This is a genomic window from Rhodococcus sp. Q1, from assembly GCF_004153645.1.
GTDB lineage: Bacteria > Actinomycetota > Actinomycetes > Mycobacteriales > Mycobacteriaceae > Rhodococcus > Rhodococcus gordoniae.
Genome location: NZ_SDMJ01000004.1, coordinates 1 through 13,881, shown reverse-complemented (window position 1 = coordinate 13,881; position 13,881 = coordinate 1). Strand labels below are relative to the sequence as shown.

17 protein-coding genes are annotated in these 13,881 nt (G+C 67.1%); 9 read left to right on the top strand and 8 right to left on the bottom strand.

All coding sequences use genetic code 11. From position 1 onward, the window contains the following. The first annotated feature begins 100 nt into the window (after window positions 1-100). Window positions 101-574 (top strand): hypothetical protein, encoded by a 474-nt coding sequence (locus EQ874_RS12300; RefSeq protein WP_242496751.1) that lies wholly within the window; start codon window positions 101-103, stop codon window positions 572-574. A gap of 36 nt (window positions 575-610) precedes the next feature. Then, window positions 611-1,690 (top strand): redox-regulated ATPase YchF, encoded by a 1,080-nt coding sequence (ychF, locus tag EQ874_RS12295; protein ID WP_016933949.1) that lies wholly within the window; start codon window positions 611-613, stop codon window positions 1,688-1,690. Between the two features lie 67 nt (window positions 1,691-1,757). Here the strand turns inward: ychF and EQ874_RS12290 are convergent, their stop codons facing one another. Next, entirely contained in the window at window positions 1,758-2,399 is a 642-nt protein-coding gene (locus EQ874_RS12290; RefSeq protein WP_129977289.1) for a response regulator transcription factor, read from the bottom strand. Beyond that, window positions 2,396-3,595, bottom strand: coding sequence for a histidine kinase (locus tag EQ874_RS12285; RefSeq protein WP_129976950.1), 1,200 nt, complete (start codon window positions 3,593-3,595; stop codon window positions 2,396-2,398). Before EQ874_RS12285 ends, EQ874_RS12290 begins: the two co-directional genes overlap by 4 nt. A gap of 100 nt (window positions 3,596-3,695) precedes the next feature. Between EQ874_RS12285 and EQ874_RS12280 the strand changes: the two genes are divergently transcribed. Next, on the top strand, window positions 3,696-4,610 hold the full coding sequence (locus EQ874_RS12280; RefSeq protein WP_129976949.1) for a hypothetical protein: 915 nt from the start codon (window positions 3,696-3,698) through the stop codon (window positions 4,608-4,610). 77 nt (window positions 4,611-4,687) lie between these two features. On the opposite strand, the gene EQ874_RS12275 is transcribed toward EQ874_RS12280, so the two are convergent. The 3 genes from EQ874_RS12275 to EQ874_RS12265 all read right to left on the bottom strand — a co-directional run bounded on the left by EQ874_RS12275 (window position 4,688) and on the right by EQ874_RS12265 (window position 7,142). Then, on the bottom strand, window positions 4,688-5,188 hold the full coding sequence (locus tag EQ874_RS12275; RefSeq protein ID WP_242496750.1) for an ATP-binding protein: 501 nt from the start codon (window positions 5,186-5,188) through the stop codon (window positions 4,688-4,690). A gap of 115 nt (window positions 5,189-5,303) precedes the next feature. Further along, window positions 5,304-6,092: a hypothetical protein gene (locus EQ874_RS12270; protein WP_129976948.1), complete on the bottom strand. Its 789-nt coding sequence runs from the start codon at window positions 6,090-6,092 to the stop codon at window positions 5,304-5,306. Between the two features lie 75 nt (window positions 6,093-6,167). Next, window positions 6,168-7,142, bottom strand: a complete 975-nt coding sequence (locus tag EQ874_RS12265; RefSeq protein ID WP_129976947.1) for a pseudouridine synthase — start codon at window positions 7,140-7,142, stop codon at window positions 6,168-6,170. Between the two features lie 131 nt (window positions 7,143-7,273). Here EQ874_RS12265 and EQ874_RS12260 point away from each other — a divergent pair, with 131 nt between their 5' ends. Next, window positions 7,274-8,545: an MFS transporter gene (locus tag EQ874_RS12260; RefSeq protein WP_129976946.1), complete on the top strand. Its 1,272-nt coding sequence runs from the start codon at window positions 7,274-7,276 to the stop codon at window positions 8,543-8,545. A gap of 24 nt (window positions 8,546-8,569) precedes the next feature. Here the strand turns inward: EQ874_RS12260 and EQ874_RS12255 are convergent, their stop codons facing one another. Beyond that, window positions 8,570-9,484: a hypothetical protein gene (locus tag EQ874_RS12255; RefSeq protein ID WP_165369244.1), complete on the bottom strand. Its 915-nt coding sequence runs from the start codon at window positions 9,482-9,484 to the stop codon at window positions 8,570-8,572. Between the two features lie 81 nt (window positions 9,485-9,565). Further along, window positions 9,566-9,832, bottom strand: coding sequence for a helix-turn-helix transcriptional regulator (locus EQ874_RS12250; protein ID WP_016932378.1), 267 nt, complete (start codon window positions 9,830-9,832; stop codon window positions 9,566-9,568). A gap of 89 nt (window positions 9,833-9,921) precedes the next feature. Here EQ874_RS12250 and map point away from each other — a divergent pair, with 89 nt between their 5' ends. The 4 genes from map to EQ874_RS12230 all read left to right on the top strand — a co-directional run bounded on the left by map (window position 9,922) and on the right by EQ874_RS12230 (window position 12,968). Beyond that, the gene (map, locus tag EQ874_RS12245; protein ID WP_129976944.1) at window positions 9,922-10,701 is read left to right on the top strand and encodes a type I methionyl aminopeptidase; all 780 of its coding nucleotides are present in this window, start codon (window positions 9,922-9,924) and stop codon (window positions 10,699-10,701) included. Between the two features lie 83 nt (window positions 10,702-10,784). Next, window positions 10,785-11,081, top strand: coding sequence for a zinc ribbon domain-containing protein (locus EQ874_RS12240; RefSeq protein WP_347400875.1), 297 nt, complete (start codon window positions 10,785-10,787; stop codon window positions 11,079-11,081). 58 nt (window positions 11,082-11,139) lie between these two features. After that, complete coding sequence (fmdA, locus tag EQ874_RS12235) at window positions 11,140-12,393, top strand: formamidase (RefSeq protein ID WP_064064751.1); 1,254 nt, start codon at window positions 11,140-11,142, stop codon at window positions 12,391-12,393. A gap of 86 nt (window positions 12,394-12,479) precedes the next feature. Next, entirely contained in the window at window positions 12,480-12,968 is a 489-nt protein-coding gene (locus EQ874_RS12230; RefSeq protein ID WP_129976943.1) for an FBP domain-containing protein, read from the top strand. Between the two features lie 18 nt (window positions 12,969-12,986). Here EQ874_RS12230 and EQ874_RS12225 read toward each other — a convergent pair whose 3' ends face one another. Next, window positions 12,987-13,571 (bottom strand): XRE family transcriptional regulator, encoded by a 585-nt coding sequence (locus EQ874_RS12225; protein WP_129976942.1) that lies wholly within the window; start codon window positions 13,569-13,571, stop codon window positions 12,987-12,989. 163 nt (window positions 13,572-13,734) lie between these two features. Between EQ874_RS12225 and EQ874_RS12220 the strand changes: the two genes are divergently transcribed. Continuing rightward, window positions 13,735-13,881 (top strand): transposase (locus EQ874_RS12220; protein WP_129976941.1); only part of this gene is annotated, 147 nt, incomplete at its 3' end.

Genomic DNA, 13,881 nt, shown 5'->3' with positions numbered 1-13,881 from the left:
ATCGACAGTCGTCAATCTACGGTCACCGAGCGCCGCGCGTGATCCGGACGACACGACGGAAACGGCGATGAAGGGTCCCCGTCCGTGGCATTCTCGAAACGTGACGAACCGAACGAGCACGACCCGACGTCTGCGTGTGTCCGCTGCGACTGTGGCGATCGCCGCCGCCTTCGCGCTCACCGCGTGCAGCTCCGACGACACTCCCAGCGACGAGGACGTGCGCTCCTCGGCGGATGTCGCGGTCACGAGCGTTCAGGAGCAGGCAGAGGGCGCCATCTCGTCGGTGCAGAGCGTCGCGTCCAGCGCGGCCGAGCGGGCCGGCGACATCTTCGACAAGGCGAAGCTCGACGTCTTCGTCGCGGCCTTCCGCACCGGTTACCCGCAGCTGTCGGCCGACCGGGAGACGCAGGACATCGAGTCCATCGTCACCGAGACCTGCCCTCTCATCGACGAGGGTGCATCCGACCAGGAAGTGAACGCGAAGGTTCAGGAAGTCGCGGCCAACGGATCGACCGTGCCCGACGAAGATCAGGCTGCGCGCATCGCGCAGTTGGTGCGCGTGGCGTGCGGGTGAAGTGAGCCGGGGGTGGCCGCGTAGAATACCGATTCCGTGAGCCTTACCCTCGGAATCGTCGGTCTTCCCAACGTCGGCAAGTCGACGCTGTTCAATGCGCTGACCAAGAACGATGTGCTGGCCGCGAACTATCCGTTCGCCACCATCGAGCCCAATGTCGGCGTCGTCGAACTGCCCGATCCGCGGCTGAACCGGCTCGCCGAGATCTTCGGTTCCGAGCGCATCCTCCCGGCGACCGTCTCGTTCGTCGACATCGCCGGCATCGTGAAGGGCGCCTCCGCGGGTGAGGGCATGGGCAACAAGTTCCTCGCCAACATCCGCGAAGCCGACGCCATCTGCCAGGTCGTGCGTGTGTTCGACGATCCGGACGTGGTCCACGTCGACGGCAAGGTCGACCCGATGGCCGATATCGAGGTCATCGCGACCGAGCTGATCCTCGCCGACCTGGAGACGATCGAGCGGGCACTGCCGCGACTCGAGAAGGAATCCCGCAAGAACAAGGAACTCGTCGCCCAGCTGGAGGAGACGAAGAAGGCGCAGGCGATCCTCGAGGACGGCCGCACCATCTTCTCCGCCCAGGCCGAGGTGAAGAGCGAGCTGCTGCGCGAGCTGCACCTGCTCACCGCCAAGCCGTTCCTGTACGTCTTCAACGCCGACGAAGCCGTCCTCACCAACGAGGAGCGCAAGGAAGAGTTGCGTCAGGCGGTCGCCCCGGCCGACGCCGTCTTCCTCGACGCCAAGGTCGAGTCCGAACTCCTCGAACTCGACGAGGACGAGGCGATGGAACTGCTCGAATCCATCGGCCAGACCGAGGCGGGACTGAAGCAGCTCGCGCGCGCCGGATTCCACACCCTCGGTCTGCAGACCTACCTGACGGCCGGTCCGAAGGAATCGCGTGCCTGGACGATCCGCAAGGGCGACACCGCCCCCAAGGCGGCCGGCGTGATCCACACCGACTTCGAGCGCGGCTTCATCAAGGCCGAGATCGTCTCCTTCGCCGACCTCGACGCGGCCGGTTCGATGGCCGAGGCGAAGGCCAAGGGTAAGGTCCGCATGGAGGGCAAGGACTACGTCATGGCCGACGGCGACGTGGTGGAGTTCCGCTTCAACGTATAGCAGCGTGCCGAATCTCCACTCCTCGCGATCGTGCGCAGCTCGGACCGGTCGATCGAGGGCGCTGCCCCTACACTCCGGAGCCGTCGACGAGACCGGCGTCGAGCGCCAGGACTGCCGCGTGTGTGCGGTTGCGCGCACCGAATTTGGCGAGGATCGACGACACGTGTGTCTTCACCGTCTCCCGGGTGACGTGGAGCGCTTCGGCGATCTCACGGTTCTCGGCACCTCGCACCAGCGCCTCGAGAACTCGTAATTCGGTCGGGGTGAGCGCCGGTCCGTTTCGGGCACGGTGGCGCGGCGTCGACATGAGATCGCGTACTCGTTCGGGAAAGAGGACCGAACGACCACCTGCGACGGTACGTACCGCGTTCGCCAATTCCGTGGCTCCGCTGCGTTTGAGGACGAAACCGGAGGCTCCGAGCCGTAACGCCTCGACGAGATAGGCGTCGTCGTCGAAGGTGGTCATCATGACCACCGCCGGTGCTTCGGGCGATCGCACGATTCGGCGCGCCGCTTCGAGACCGTCCAGTCGGGGCATCCGGACGTCGAGCAGCAGCACGTCGATATCGTCGCGCTTCTCGGTGAGTTCGATGGCGCCGACGCCGTCGGTGGCGGTCGCGACCACGTCGAGGTCGTCGACCGCCCCGAGGATCGTCGCGAGACCGTCGAGCACGAGTGGATCGTCGTCGACCACCGCGACCCTGATCACGATCCCTCCAGCGGGAATCGTGCCCGTACGATCCACGATCCGTCCTCCTCGTGGATGGTGAGAGTGCCCTCCGCGTGGTCGGCGCGGGTGCGCATCGTCGTCAATCCCATGCCTCGGCGACGGGAAGCGACACCCGGACCGGGGGAGCCGGTGGAATCTGCGATCCCGTTCCGCACGAGGATGTCCAGGATGTCGCCGTGGTTCAGTTCGACGCAGATGTGGCCGTCGCCGTGGCGGAGTGCATTGGTCAACGCCTCGCGCACCACTTCTACTGCTGCGGTCGCGGTGGGTTCCACGAGTCGCTTCGGCGGATCACCGGATTCGACGAGGTCGGCACCGGCAAGATCGGCCATCGACCGTATCTCCTCGAGGGGGTGCCCCCGGGCCGGTGCATCGTCGCTCGGTGCGGTCAGCCGGCCGATGGTGTTGTCCAGCTGGGCGAGAGCCGCACGGCCGAGTTCCTCGATCGCGTCGAGATGCCGATTCTGTTCCTGCGAAACGGCTTTGGCTGCCTGTGCTTGCACGGTCATGGCCGTGAGTGTGTGGCCGATCGAATCGTGCAGTTCGTGGGCGAGGCGTGTGCGCCACGTGAGTTCGGTGTTCGCTGCGCGAAGTTCGTCGAGACGGTCGGTGGCGGTCGGTGCGAGCATCATCGGAGCGAGTCGTCGCTCGAGGATCGCGGTGCCGACGAGCACTGCCAGGGCAACGATCACCGCGCCCAGCCCGATCGCCGCGCGCACCGGTGTCGGCATGCCGGTGAGAATCCCTGCCGATCCGACCCGCCCGGCAGGGAAGAACAGACCCACCCCACTCGGCAGACCGATCAGCAGTGCGATGAGTGCAACGGAACCGAGTGCCATGCTGGTCAGCGCCCACCACAGACCTTGCCGGCGTGCCGCCCAGTCGTGTGGATCGCGGGTATCGGGCACGGTGACGTCGAGGAGAGTCCGGGCCGCGGTGACCTCGAGGGATCTCACGCCCGGCGCGGTGAGGACCGCGCCTACGACGACGATCGTGAGCGCACCGAGCGCCGACACTGCCACGGTGATCTCCCAACGCCCGAGATCGATGTTCGTTGCGATCGCTGCGCCGAACAGCACGCCCAGAGCGGCAACCGACGACGCCGCGGCCGCACCGATGAGCACGTGCACGCCGGCGAGCAGGACACGGGAGATCGTCACCGACACATCGGTCATTGAACCTCATGGAGGGCGCGCGGTGCCTCCCCCACACGGGGGAGAACGAACCCGTCTCTCGGGGGAGGTGATCCGATCCGGGAAGCGGGACCGTCGGAACATGAACACGATCTCTGCACCTGTACAGCACGCACCCGTCCCGATACAGCGAGTCCTGACAGCCGTGTCGATCCTGGCCTGCCTGCCCTATCTCGCTCTGAAACTGTCCTGGCTGAGCGGCTTCGATGTAGGTCTCGGTCCTGCCGCGGCGGAGTGGGGCACCACGATGTGGGTCATGAATCTGGGTACGGCGGCGATGGACTCGTACGCCGTGTTCCTCGCGGTCGCGTTCATCGCGTCGTGGCGCCGGCGCGTTCCGGACGTGGTGATCCTGGTGCCGATGTGGATCGCATCCGGTTTCCTCGCGGTCATCGTCGTCGGTCTGCCCGTACAGCTCGCGCTCGGAGTCGACGTGACCGCGCCGGCGGAGGAACCCGTCGTACTCGAAACCTGGGTGTGGTCTGTGGTCTACGCAGGCTTCTTCGTGCTCGGCGTCTCGCTGCTCACGAACTTCGCACTCGATGCACGCGCCCACTACGTGCCTCGAATCCGTCGTGCCTCCGGCGACGGCCGCATACTGCTCGTCGCAGCCACACTCGCCTGTGGTGTCATCGCCTCGAAGATCATGGGTTTCGTCGAGTCGGGTTTCGGTGGCACGGGTGTCGCCGACGCGACTCTGATCGGGGCGGCTGTTGCGGTCGTGCCGTCCCTCGCCTACGCCCAGCGGCGCGGGAACACATCGGCGGCGGTGTGCGTATGGTTTGCCGGTGCGCCCTTCTTCTCGATAGGGACGTACACGCTGGTGCTGACGGTGGTGCCACACGATCTCGCCGACATCCCCGGGCATGCCACGATCAGTGGGGTACTCATGCTCGCGCTGGGTCTGGTTGCGGGGTGGACGTTGCACAGCATGCTGGGCCGGCCGGTCGTGCTCGACGGCCGCCGAACCGCCCCGGAGCCGACAGGACGGACATGAGAATTCGCCCGAATGCGCTCAGCTTCCCCACATCTGCGCTTCGTCCGGGGTGCACCGGGTGAGGAAGCGGCAGAGCGTCATTCCGCGCGGGCCACGCCCCAGCGAACCACTTCGAGCGGTCCCTCCTCCGACGTCGGAGGTTCGAACCGCTCGAAGTACTCCGTCGCCGTCCGCTCGGTCAGCGGCCAATCGTCCGCCCACCTCCCGTGCCGGTCGCCGAGCCGGCCCAGGATGGTCTCGAGATCCGTCGCGATGTACACGGTCTCCGGCACGATGCCCTGCGGTGCGAGCAGTGTGCGGAACTCGTCACGTTGTCGCCGGAACCAGAATCCGAAGTCGAGCACGACATCGTTTCCCGCCGCGACAAGGCGCAGCAAGCGCGCCTTCAGATCTGCCGCCACCTCGGCAACGACGTCGGCGGAGGGCATCGTCGTGATCCCGCGATGCCAGAACTCCACCTCATATGACAAACGCGTCCAGCCCTCGTGCTCCAGGCGCTTGGCGTAGGTGCTCTTGCCGGCACCGGCCGGCCCGCACATCATCAGGACGCGAGGTCCTCGCGTCCTGTTCGCTGCCACCGGGCCGACGGTACACACCGCCACTGACATCGAGACCGGTACGCTCCGCTCGTCGCTGATCCGAATCGGATCGGACACGACACAATCCGCACGCCCCGGGTGTCGGGGCACCGCGTCAGGTGGAGGCCTTCTCGGTCTTCGGTGACAGTCTGCCGAGCACCGCGCTTCCGATGATGCCGACGATGATCATGCCTATTCCGACGGCGTCGGGTACCGAATCGGTGACCCACCCGAAGATCCCTGCGACCAGCACGAAGGTCGGCAACCAGTCGATCAGCCTCAGGATGGACGGGGCAGGTTCGGACTCACCCTGCGTCGCCGCGAACTGCGCGCCGGCGTAGTCCGGATAGAACTCGGTGAAGGAGACCGCGAAGAAGATCGCCGCGAGCTGGAGCACCCAACCGGTCCAGAAGTTGCCCGGGTCGCGCATCACGGCGTCACCGATGAGCCCGACGATGGCGGAGAAGGTGAACGCACCCGCCCAGACCGCGGAAATCACATAGTTGATCTTCATGAACAGAGGAGACGTCCAGTAGTCCTGGGGCGTCTCCTCCTTCGCATAAGGAAGGGTGAACGGCCTGCGCGCGATCAGGGTGGTGAAGACGAACACAGCGAGCGCGATGTTGGTGAGTTCACCGGCCCAGATCTCCATCCAGTCGATCACCCCGTCCGATGCGATCAGGCCTATCGCGGCCAGCACGACGAAGAACGCCGCGCCGAACACATCGAGGGCGTGAATCTTCACGCCGCGGCGCATGCCTGCCCACATCGTCAACAGGACGAGACCGAGAGCGAAACACACCGCTTCTTCGAACCGCCCCGGGGCAGACAGGACGGACATGAGGATCCACGGTGCGATGCCCGACAGTGGTGACCGGAGGTAACCGTCGACGACCTTGGTCATGCCTACCAGCGTATTTCGTGGAGCCGGGCACGTCGGATCTTTCGGAGGATCGAGCAGGAATCCGCTCGACCGCCCTCAGCCCTCCGAAACCGGCGCTTCGTCCAGGATGCGCCGAGTGACGAACCGGCGTTCGGCGCCCGACAGGGGGTCGACGAATTCCAGTTCCCGCGCGAGAAGTTGGAGCGGGAGCGAATGGTCGTCCGGTGTCTCGGGCAGCAGGACGGGATACCAGTGGTCGCCGAGGATTCCGATGCCGAGCGCCGCCAAATGCACGCGCAGCTGGTGCATGCGGCCGGTGTGCGGGCGGAGAAGGGTGTGCAGAACGGTTCGTCCCGATCTGCTCACGCCCGACCCGAGCACCTCGAGCAGCGTCTCGGAGTTGGGTTCGCGGGTGTCGTCGACGACGACGCGCAGCTCGCCGCGGCGCGCCTCGATGTGATTGCGGTACAGCACGGGTACCGGACGTCCGGCGATCCGCGGCGCTGCCGGATCCCACTCCGCCGGAAGAGCCGATACCGCCTCGTACACCTTGGTGACCCGGCGCTTCTCGAACAGTGACTGGTAGGCGCCGCGGGTTGCGGGCCGGGCCGAGAACATCACCAGTCCGGCGGTCGCGCGGTCGAGGCGGTGGATCGGTGTCAGATCCGGGTTGTCGAGACGGGTCCGTAGCCGGACGAGCGCCGACTCGCGCAGATACCGTCCACCCGGCGTGGTCGGCAGGAAGTGCGGTTTGTCGACGACGACGAGGTCGTCGTCGATATGCAGGATCTCCTCGTGGAACGGCACCGGTTCCTCGACGGGCAGATCGCGGTAGTACCAGACGAATCGGTGCGCTCCGAGCTCGGTGCTCCGGCCGATCGGTTCTCCGTCGATCCCCACGATCTCGCCGGTGTCGAAGCGGCGGTAGAGATCGTCGGCGTCCAGGTGATCGAACCGTGCGACGACGTACTCGGCGACCGTCGCCCACGGGCCCGAGGTCGGAACACGCAATCGCGTGGGCCCGACCCCGTTCCTGACGGGCAACGGCGAGGGCATCGGCACGTGCCCCATCCTCCCATCGAACCGGGAACGGGTTGCGCCTCGGGTGAGGGACGGTGCTGCGGGGATGCGTCCGGGAAACGGCGCAGCGTCTCGTGCACGCCTGCCGGGGACGGCCGACACCGTTCTGCCACCATGTCCGCATGACTGCACCGGCCCGGCTCGGCATCCCGACCGGCACGCTCGCGCTGCTGGCCGCCCTGTACTTCGCGCAGGGCCTGCCGTACGGGTTCTTCACCCAGGCGCTGCCGGTGGTACTCCGCGAGTCGGGTTTCTCGCTGATCGCGATCAGCGCGACCGGTGTGCTGTTCGCGCCGTGGGCGCTGAAGTTCCTGTGGGCGCCGTACGTCGATCATTACGGAACCCGGCGGCAGTGGCTGCTCTCGCTCCAGCTCGCGGCGTCGGCGGTGTCGTTGATCCTCGCGTGCCTCGATCTGTCGTCGACGCTGCGGTGGCTGCTCGTCGGCATCGCGGTGGTCAACGCACTGTCGGCGACGCAGGACGTCGCGACCGACGGCCTGGCCGTGCACCTGCTCGGACCGAGACAACGCGGACTCGGCAACGGTATCCAGGTCGGCGCGTACCGCATCGGGATGATCGTCGGCGGGGGAGCGCTGCTGTGGGTGTTCTCCCTCGCGGGCTGGCGCAGCCTGTTCCTCGCGATGGCCTTCCTGCTGGTGCTGACGACGATCCCGGTCTGGCGGCTGCCGCGCACGGAGCGACCGGCCACGCCGGATCAGGAGCCGAGGAGCGCGACCCGCATGACCGTCGCGTGGTGGGCACGTCTGCGCCGCCCCGGGATGCTCGCGTTCATCCTGCTCATCGGCGGTTTCAAGTTCGGCGATTCGATGGGATCGGCGATGGTGGGGCCGTTCATGTCCGACTCCGGCCTGACCCTCGGGCAGATCGCACTGGTCAAGGGCGTGTTGTCGTCGGCGGGCGCACTGGGCGGCGCCGCGCTCGGTGGATGGCTGTGTTTCCGGCGCGGCCGCCGCCAGGCCCTGCTGATCGGCGGCGTCACGCAGACCGCGAGTCTCGCGCTGTATGTGGTCGCGTCGCTCGGTTACGGCGGATTCGGGCTCCTCGTCTCCGCGAGTCTCGCCGAACACATCCTCGGTGGTGCTGCGACAGTCGCGGTGTTCACGCTCATGATGGACGCCGCGGACCAGGAGCATGCCGGCAGCGACTACACCCTGCTCGCGTGCGCGATCGTCGTCGTGCAGGGCATCGCGGGATTCACCGCCGGTGTCGTCGGAGACGTGTTCGGTTATCCCGCGCTGTTCGGTACGAGCCTGGTGCTGTCGGGAATCGGATGTGCCGTCCTGCTGATCGCCCTCGATCGGGGCGTCGGACCGAGCGGCGTGCACAGGGTGTGGAGAAGTGGCGCGGGACGGGCGATCTCGCGTCCCCGGTGACCTCACCGCGACCGGTACTGCCGATCACCGCGACCAGTACTGCAGCATCGGTTCCTCGGCGAGCACCGTCGACCCCTCGGAGATGACGAGAGCGCTCGACGAGATCCGATACTGCACACCGGCGTTCGTTGCGGTGAAGCCGTCCCCCGAAGGCGCGGGATCGTCGATCTCGATCGCCGCGCCGTCGTTCGTGCGGACACCCTTGTAGTAGTACCGCCCGGCCCCGGTCTCACACACCACGACGAGCGACTCGGCCGTCTGCCCGATGGCGACGGCGGGATTCGTGTGGTTGCACCGTGCCTCGGGGATGCCGACGAAGCCCTGTGCGTCGGTGTCCTCGGAGGCCGACACGGGCGGTAGCGGCCGCGCAGGTCCCGTCGCGGGCGCGGGATTGCCGGTGGCCGAGAGTTCGAGATCCTCGATCCGCAGGGCCGCATCTCCTGGGAGCACGGTGACATAGCTGTTGCCCTGCACGATGCTGTTGGCCGTGATGCACTCGAAGTCGCCCGTGAGGCACGACAGTCGTTCCCAGTAACCGCCGAGCGAATCCGTCGGGCGTAGCGCGTATTCACCGGGGGCGATGTCGACTCCGACCTTCAAGGTGCCGTTGGTCGGGAAACCGCTCGGGGTGGCAGGCCGGCTCGTCTGCGCTCGCGGGGTGGGCAGATCCGCCTCGGTCTGCGGGGCTGCGGACGGCGACACGGTGACCGTCACGGTCGACGGGGACGTGCGTGCAGCGGCGGTGCTCTCCGATTCCGGATCGGCTGAGCGGGTCAGGGTGACGACCAGGGCGGCGACTGCGGCGACGACGGCGACGAGCAGGGCACCGCCCACGAACCACGGCCACTTCGGTCGTCGCGGCGGGGTCGGGGCGGGCCAGGGTGGCGGGGGAGCGCCGTAGCCGTAGCCGTATCCGTCCGGCGGAGGCTGCATCGACATTCGGGTCCCTTCGCTGTCGCGGTGTTACGCCTCCTGATATCGCTGCCGATGTCTGCTGCTGTTACGTCATGCGGGGTGGGATCACCCGGTTTGCTGCAGGTCGTCGCAGGGAAGGGTCAGTTCGGCGAGATCGTCGAGGGAGACGGGCAGCACCCGCGCGAGCGCGGCGATCGTCGCGAACGCAGGGGTGGCCAGTCGGCCGGTCTCGATCTTCCGGAGGGTTTCCGGGGAGATGTCGGCGGCGCGAGCCACCTCGGTGAGCGTCCTGCTGCCCCGGGCTTCGCGCAACCGTCCGCCCAGACGCTTGCCGGCGGCGAGCTGTTCCGGGGTCAGGGGGAGTCGCACCATGCCCGCAGTCTAGCCGGTGCCGGTATGAAAATAACGGCCATGGGTTAGAGTGGTATTTAAATACCGTTTCGTCATCCTGAGGAGTGCCCGTGCTGGAATTGAAGACCCCCCGCGAGATCGCGGCCATGGACGTGACCGGCACGTTCATCGCCGAGTTGCTCGACGACCTCACCGGCCGCGCCCGGCCCGGTGTGAACCTGCTCGATCTCGAGCAGCGCGCGCGGGACATGATCGAGGAACGCGGCGCGGTCTCGTGCTACTGGGACTACGCGCCCTCGTTCGGGCGTGGACCGTTCCGCAACGTCATCTGCCTGTCCGTCAACGACGCAGTGCTCCACGGGCTCCCGCACGACTACGTGCTCCGGGACGGCGACCTGCTCAGCATGGACATCGCCGTCTCGATCGGCGGCTGGGTCGCCGATTCGGCGCGCAGCATCATCGTCGGCGCGGAGCGTCCCGAGGACCGGCATCTGATCGAGGCGACCGAGATGGCACTGGCCGCGGGTATCGCCGCCGCGCTCCCCGGCAACCGCCTCGGTGACATCTCGGCGGCGATCGGCGCCGTCGCGGCCGACTACGGCTATCCCGTCAACACCGAGTTCGGTGGTCACGGGCTCGGTCGCACCATGCACGAGGATCCGCACGTGGCGAACGTCGGGCGTGCGGGTCGTGGGCTCGTGCTGCGTCCCGGTCTGACGCTCGCCCTCGAACCGTGGTTCGCGGCGGGGACGGACGGGATCGTCTACGACCCCGACGGCTGGACCATCCGCTCCGCCGACGGTTCGCGCACCGCGCACAGCGAACACACGATCGCGATCACCGAAGGTGAACCGCTGGTGCTGACGAAACGGGAGCGCGTCACCGAATAGATCCGGACGGCAGGAAGATTCGGAGTAGACACGCGGGTTTCCGCTCGGTCCGTTATGGTCGGTGCACCGACGCGCGAGAGGCGATGCAGATGCCGCTGTACGAGTTCCGATGTGCCGACTGCGGGCCCTTCGACGTCTCCGTTCCCATGAGTGAAGTCTCCGCATCGGCTCCGTGCCCGCGGTGCGAGCAACAGTCTCGTCGCTCTCTCACCCCACCGCGTCTCGGTCGGGGAGGTTCGGCAGCGATGCGCCTGCACGACGCGACGGCCCGTACCGCCTCCGAGCCCGACGTCGTCTCGGGTGCCCTCCCAGGCGTGTCGAGGCGTCCGTCGCGGCCGGTCACGACCGATCCCCGACATCGAACGTTGCCCCGCCCGTGATCCGACACCACCCGTGATCCGACACCGCCCGTAATCAGACACCGCTCCAGGAGGTCCCGTGCCCGACGTCGTGTTCCCGCTCGATTCGACCCGCCGGTTCACCGATCAGGACAAGATCGGCCACAACCGCTGGCATCCGGACATCCCGCCCGTCGCGACGCTGAAACCGGGCGATTCCTTCCGCGTGCACTGCCGCGAATGGTTCGACGGTGAGATCCACAACGACGATTCCGCCGACGACATCCGCAATGCCCCGCTGCACATCGTGCACGCGTTGTCGGGACCGTTCGCCGTGGAAGGTGCCAAGCCCGGCGACCTGCTGATCGTCGACATCCTCGACCTCGGCCCGATCCCGCAGGAGGACTCGGGTCCGCTCGCCGGACAGGGTTGGGGATACACGGGCATCTTCGCGAAGACGAACGGCGGGGGTTTCCTGACGGACCAGTTCCCCGACGCCTACAAGGCGGTCTGGGACTTCTCCGGTCAGAAGGCGACGAGCCGTCACGTGCCCCATGTGTCGTTCACCGGCATCGTGCATCCCGGTCTGATGGGGACGGCACCGTCGCACGAACTGCTGTCGACGTGGAACACCCGGGAAGCGGCGCTGATCGCGACGGATCCCGACCGTGAACCGGCGCTGGCGCTGCCGCCCGAGCCGAACGGCGCCATCCTCGGCAGCCTGTCGGGCGCCGACTTCGACCGGGTCGCGGCCGAAGCGGCGCGCACCGCTCCGCCCCGGGAGAACGGCGGCAACCAGGACATCAAGAACCTCACGAAGGGAAGCCGGATCTTCTATCCGGTCTTCGTCGACGGAGCGAATCTGTCGGTCGGCGACCTGCACTTCTCGCAGGGCGACGGCGAGATCACCTTCTGCGGTGCCATCGAGATGGGTGGCTTCATCGACCTGCGCGTCGACCTGATCCCCGGCGGCATGGAGACCTACGGGGTGAGCGAGAACGCCATCTTCATGCCCGGCAACACCGACCCACAGTACTCCGAGTGGCTCGCGTTCTCCGGCACGTCCGTGACGCTCGACGGCGAACAGCGGTATCTGGATTCGCAATTGGCGTACCAGCGGGCCTGCCTGCACGCCATCGACTATCTGACGAAATTCGGCTACAGCCCCGAGCAGGCGTATCTCCTGCTCGGGGCTGCACCCATCGAGGGACGCTTGTCGGGTGTGGTGGACATCCCGAATTCGTGTGCCACGGTGTACCTTCCGACGGCGATCTTCGACTTCCCGGTCGCGCCCACCGCGTCCGGTCCGGTGACGATCGATCCGGGTATCGGAGCGCCGCGTTCGTCGGCGTGAGGGCCGCGAAAATCGTTTGTCGGGTAGGAGCGGGGCGCGTACCGTCCTCGGGTCGGTACATACGCGAACGAAAGGTGGTCCCGGCCATGGACCCGCTCACCGAACGGGACATTCGAACATCCTTCGTCAACTGCTCCAAGGGTGATGCGAAGCGGCTTCCGGTGCCGCGCGATCTCGACGACCGGCCGTGGGACGAACTCGACTTCCTCGGCTGGACCGATCCGTCGTTCCCCGGTCGCGGCTACATCGTCGTCCCGCGCGACGGCGAACTCGTCGGCGTCGCCATGCGGTTCGAACAGCAGGGTTCCGGCAAGACGCAGATGTGCACGATCTGCCTCACCACCCACACGCGGGGCGGCATCGCGCTGATGACGGCGAACAAGGTCGGAGATTCGGGACGAGCGGGCAACGCGGTCGGGACGTACATGTGCATCGACCTGCAGTGTTCGTTGTATGCGCGCGGCAGGAAGAAGCCCGCCCTGGGGAGCCGCTACCGCGAGGACCTCGAGCCGGAGGAGAAGGCCGAACGTGCCCGCGAGAATCTCCGCGCGTTCGTCGACCGTCTGTACGGCTGAAGGGCTCGTCCGGCGTGCTCAGTGCGAGCCGGAGCTGCGCAGGTGGGCACGCTCGCCGTTGTGGTCGAGGATCGTGAGGATCTCCACCGGCCCGTCGTGTGCGCTGATCGCGTGCGGGGTCATCGTGGAGAACTCGGCGGCATTGCCCGCCTGGATGAGAATCGTCCGCTCGCCGAGCTGGAGCCGGGCCGTGCCGGACAGGACGGTGAACCATTCGTGCCCCGGGTGCACGGGGAGCGTGTCCGCCGGCCGCGGCTCCTGCAGCGTGATCCGCATCTTGGCGACGGTGACACCGCCCAGTGACCGTTCCCGCGACAACAGCCAGGTCGTGTACCCCGGCGTGTCGCACGGTTGGGGTCTGATCACCACGTCCTGGTCGTCGCCGGATTCGACGAGCTGGTCGATGGTGGTGTCGAGTGCCCGGGCGATCGGGACGAGCTGGTCGAGTGCGATTCTGCGGCGGCCCGTCTCGATGCGGCTCAGGTTCGACGGGCTGATGTGGCACCGGGCGGCGAGAGCGTCGAGTGTCCAGCCCTGCGCGAGTCGCAGGCTGCGGATGCGCTGACGGATGAGTCGGTCGAGATCGGACGATTCTTGCTCCATAGGCAAGAGTGTATGCGGAAAATGAATGATGCGTTCTAGGCCGTGTTTCGAAAGTGATCTTGAACCGAGATGGTGCCAGCAGGAGTGTCGCAACAACTGAATGAGTGAAGTCTCCGGTATCGGGGTTTAGCGACCAAGCAAAACCTTGAATACCGGAGACCTCGTGCCCAGCGTAGCCGTCCAGCGGCGCGCGGACCTGACCGACGCCCAGTGGGCGCGGTTGGCGCCGCTGCTGCCCTGTCCACAGAAGACCGGCCGTCCACCGAAATGGACGAAACGCCAGCTCATCGACGGAATCAGGTGGCGCATC

What these genes read in the sequence shown, in the direction of transcription:
- EQ874_RS12230 (WP_129976943.1), top strand. Translation starts at nt 12,480, where the DNA reads ATGGACCCGCTCACCGAACGGGACATTCGAACATCCTTCGTCAACTGC.
- EQ874_RS12225 (WP_129976942.1), bottom strand. Translation starts at nt 13,571, where the DNA reads ATGGAGCAAGAATCGTCCGATCTCGACCGACTCATCCGTCAGCGCATC.
- EQ874_RS12260 (WP_129976946.1), top strand. Translation starts at nt 7,274, where the DNA reads ATGACTGCACCGGCCCGGCTCGGCATCCCGACCGGCACGCTCGCGCTG.
- EQ874_RS12270 (WP_129976948.1), bottom strand. Translation starts at nt 6,092, where the DNA reads ATGACCAAGGTCGTCGACGGTTACCTCCGGTCACCACTGTCGGGCATC.
- EQ874_RS12255 (WP_165369244.1), bottom strand. Translation starts at nt 9,484, where the DNA reads ATGTCGATGCAGCCTCCGCCGGACGGATACGGCTACGGCTACGGCGCT.
- EQ874_RS12240 (WP_347400875.1), top strand. Translation starts at nt 10,785, where the DNA reads ATGCAGATGCCGCTGTACGAGTTCCGATGTGCCGACTGCGGGCCCTTC.
- EQ874_RS12265 (WP_129976947.1), bottom strand. Translation starts at nt 7,142, where the DNA reads ATGGGGCACGTGCCGATGCCCTCGCCGTTGCCCGTCAGGAACGGGGTC.
- EQ874_RS12280 (WP_129976949.1), top strand. Translation starts at nt 3,696, where the DNA reads ATGAACACGATCTCTGCACCTGTACAGCACGCACCCGTCCCGATACAG.
- EQ874_RS12285 (WP_129976950.1), bottom strand. Translation starts at nt 3,595, where the DNA reads ATGACCGATGTGTCGGTGACGATCTCCCGTGTCCTGCTCGCCGGCGTG.
- EQ874_RS12250 (WP_016932378.1), bottom strand. Translation starts at nt 9,832, where the DNA reads ATGGTGCGACTCCCCCTGACCCCGGAACAGCTCGCCGCCGGCAAGCGT.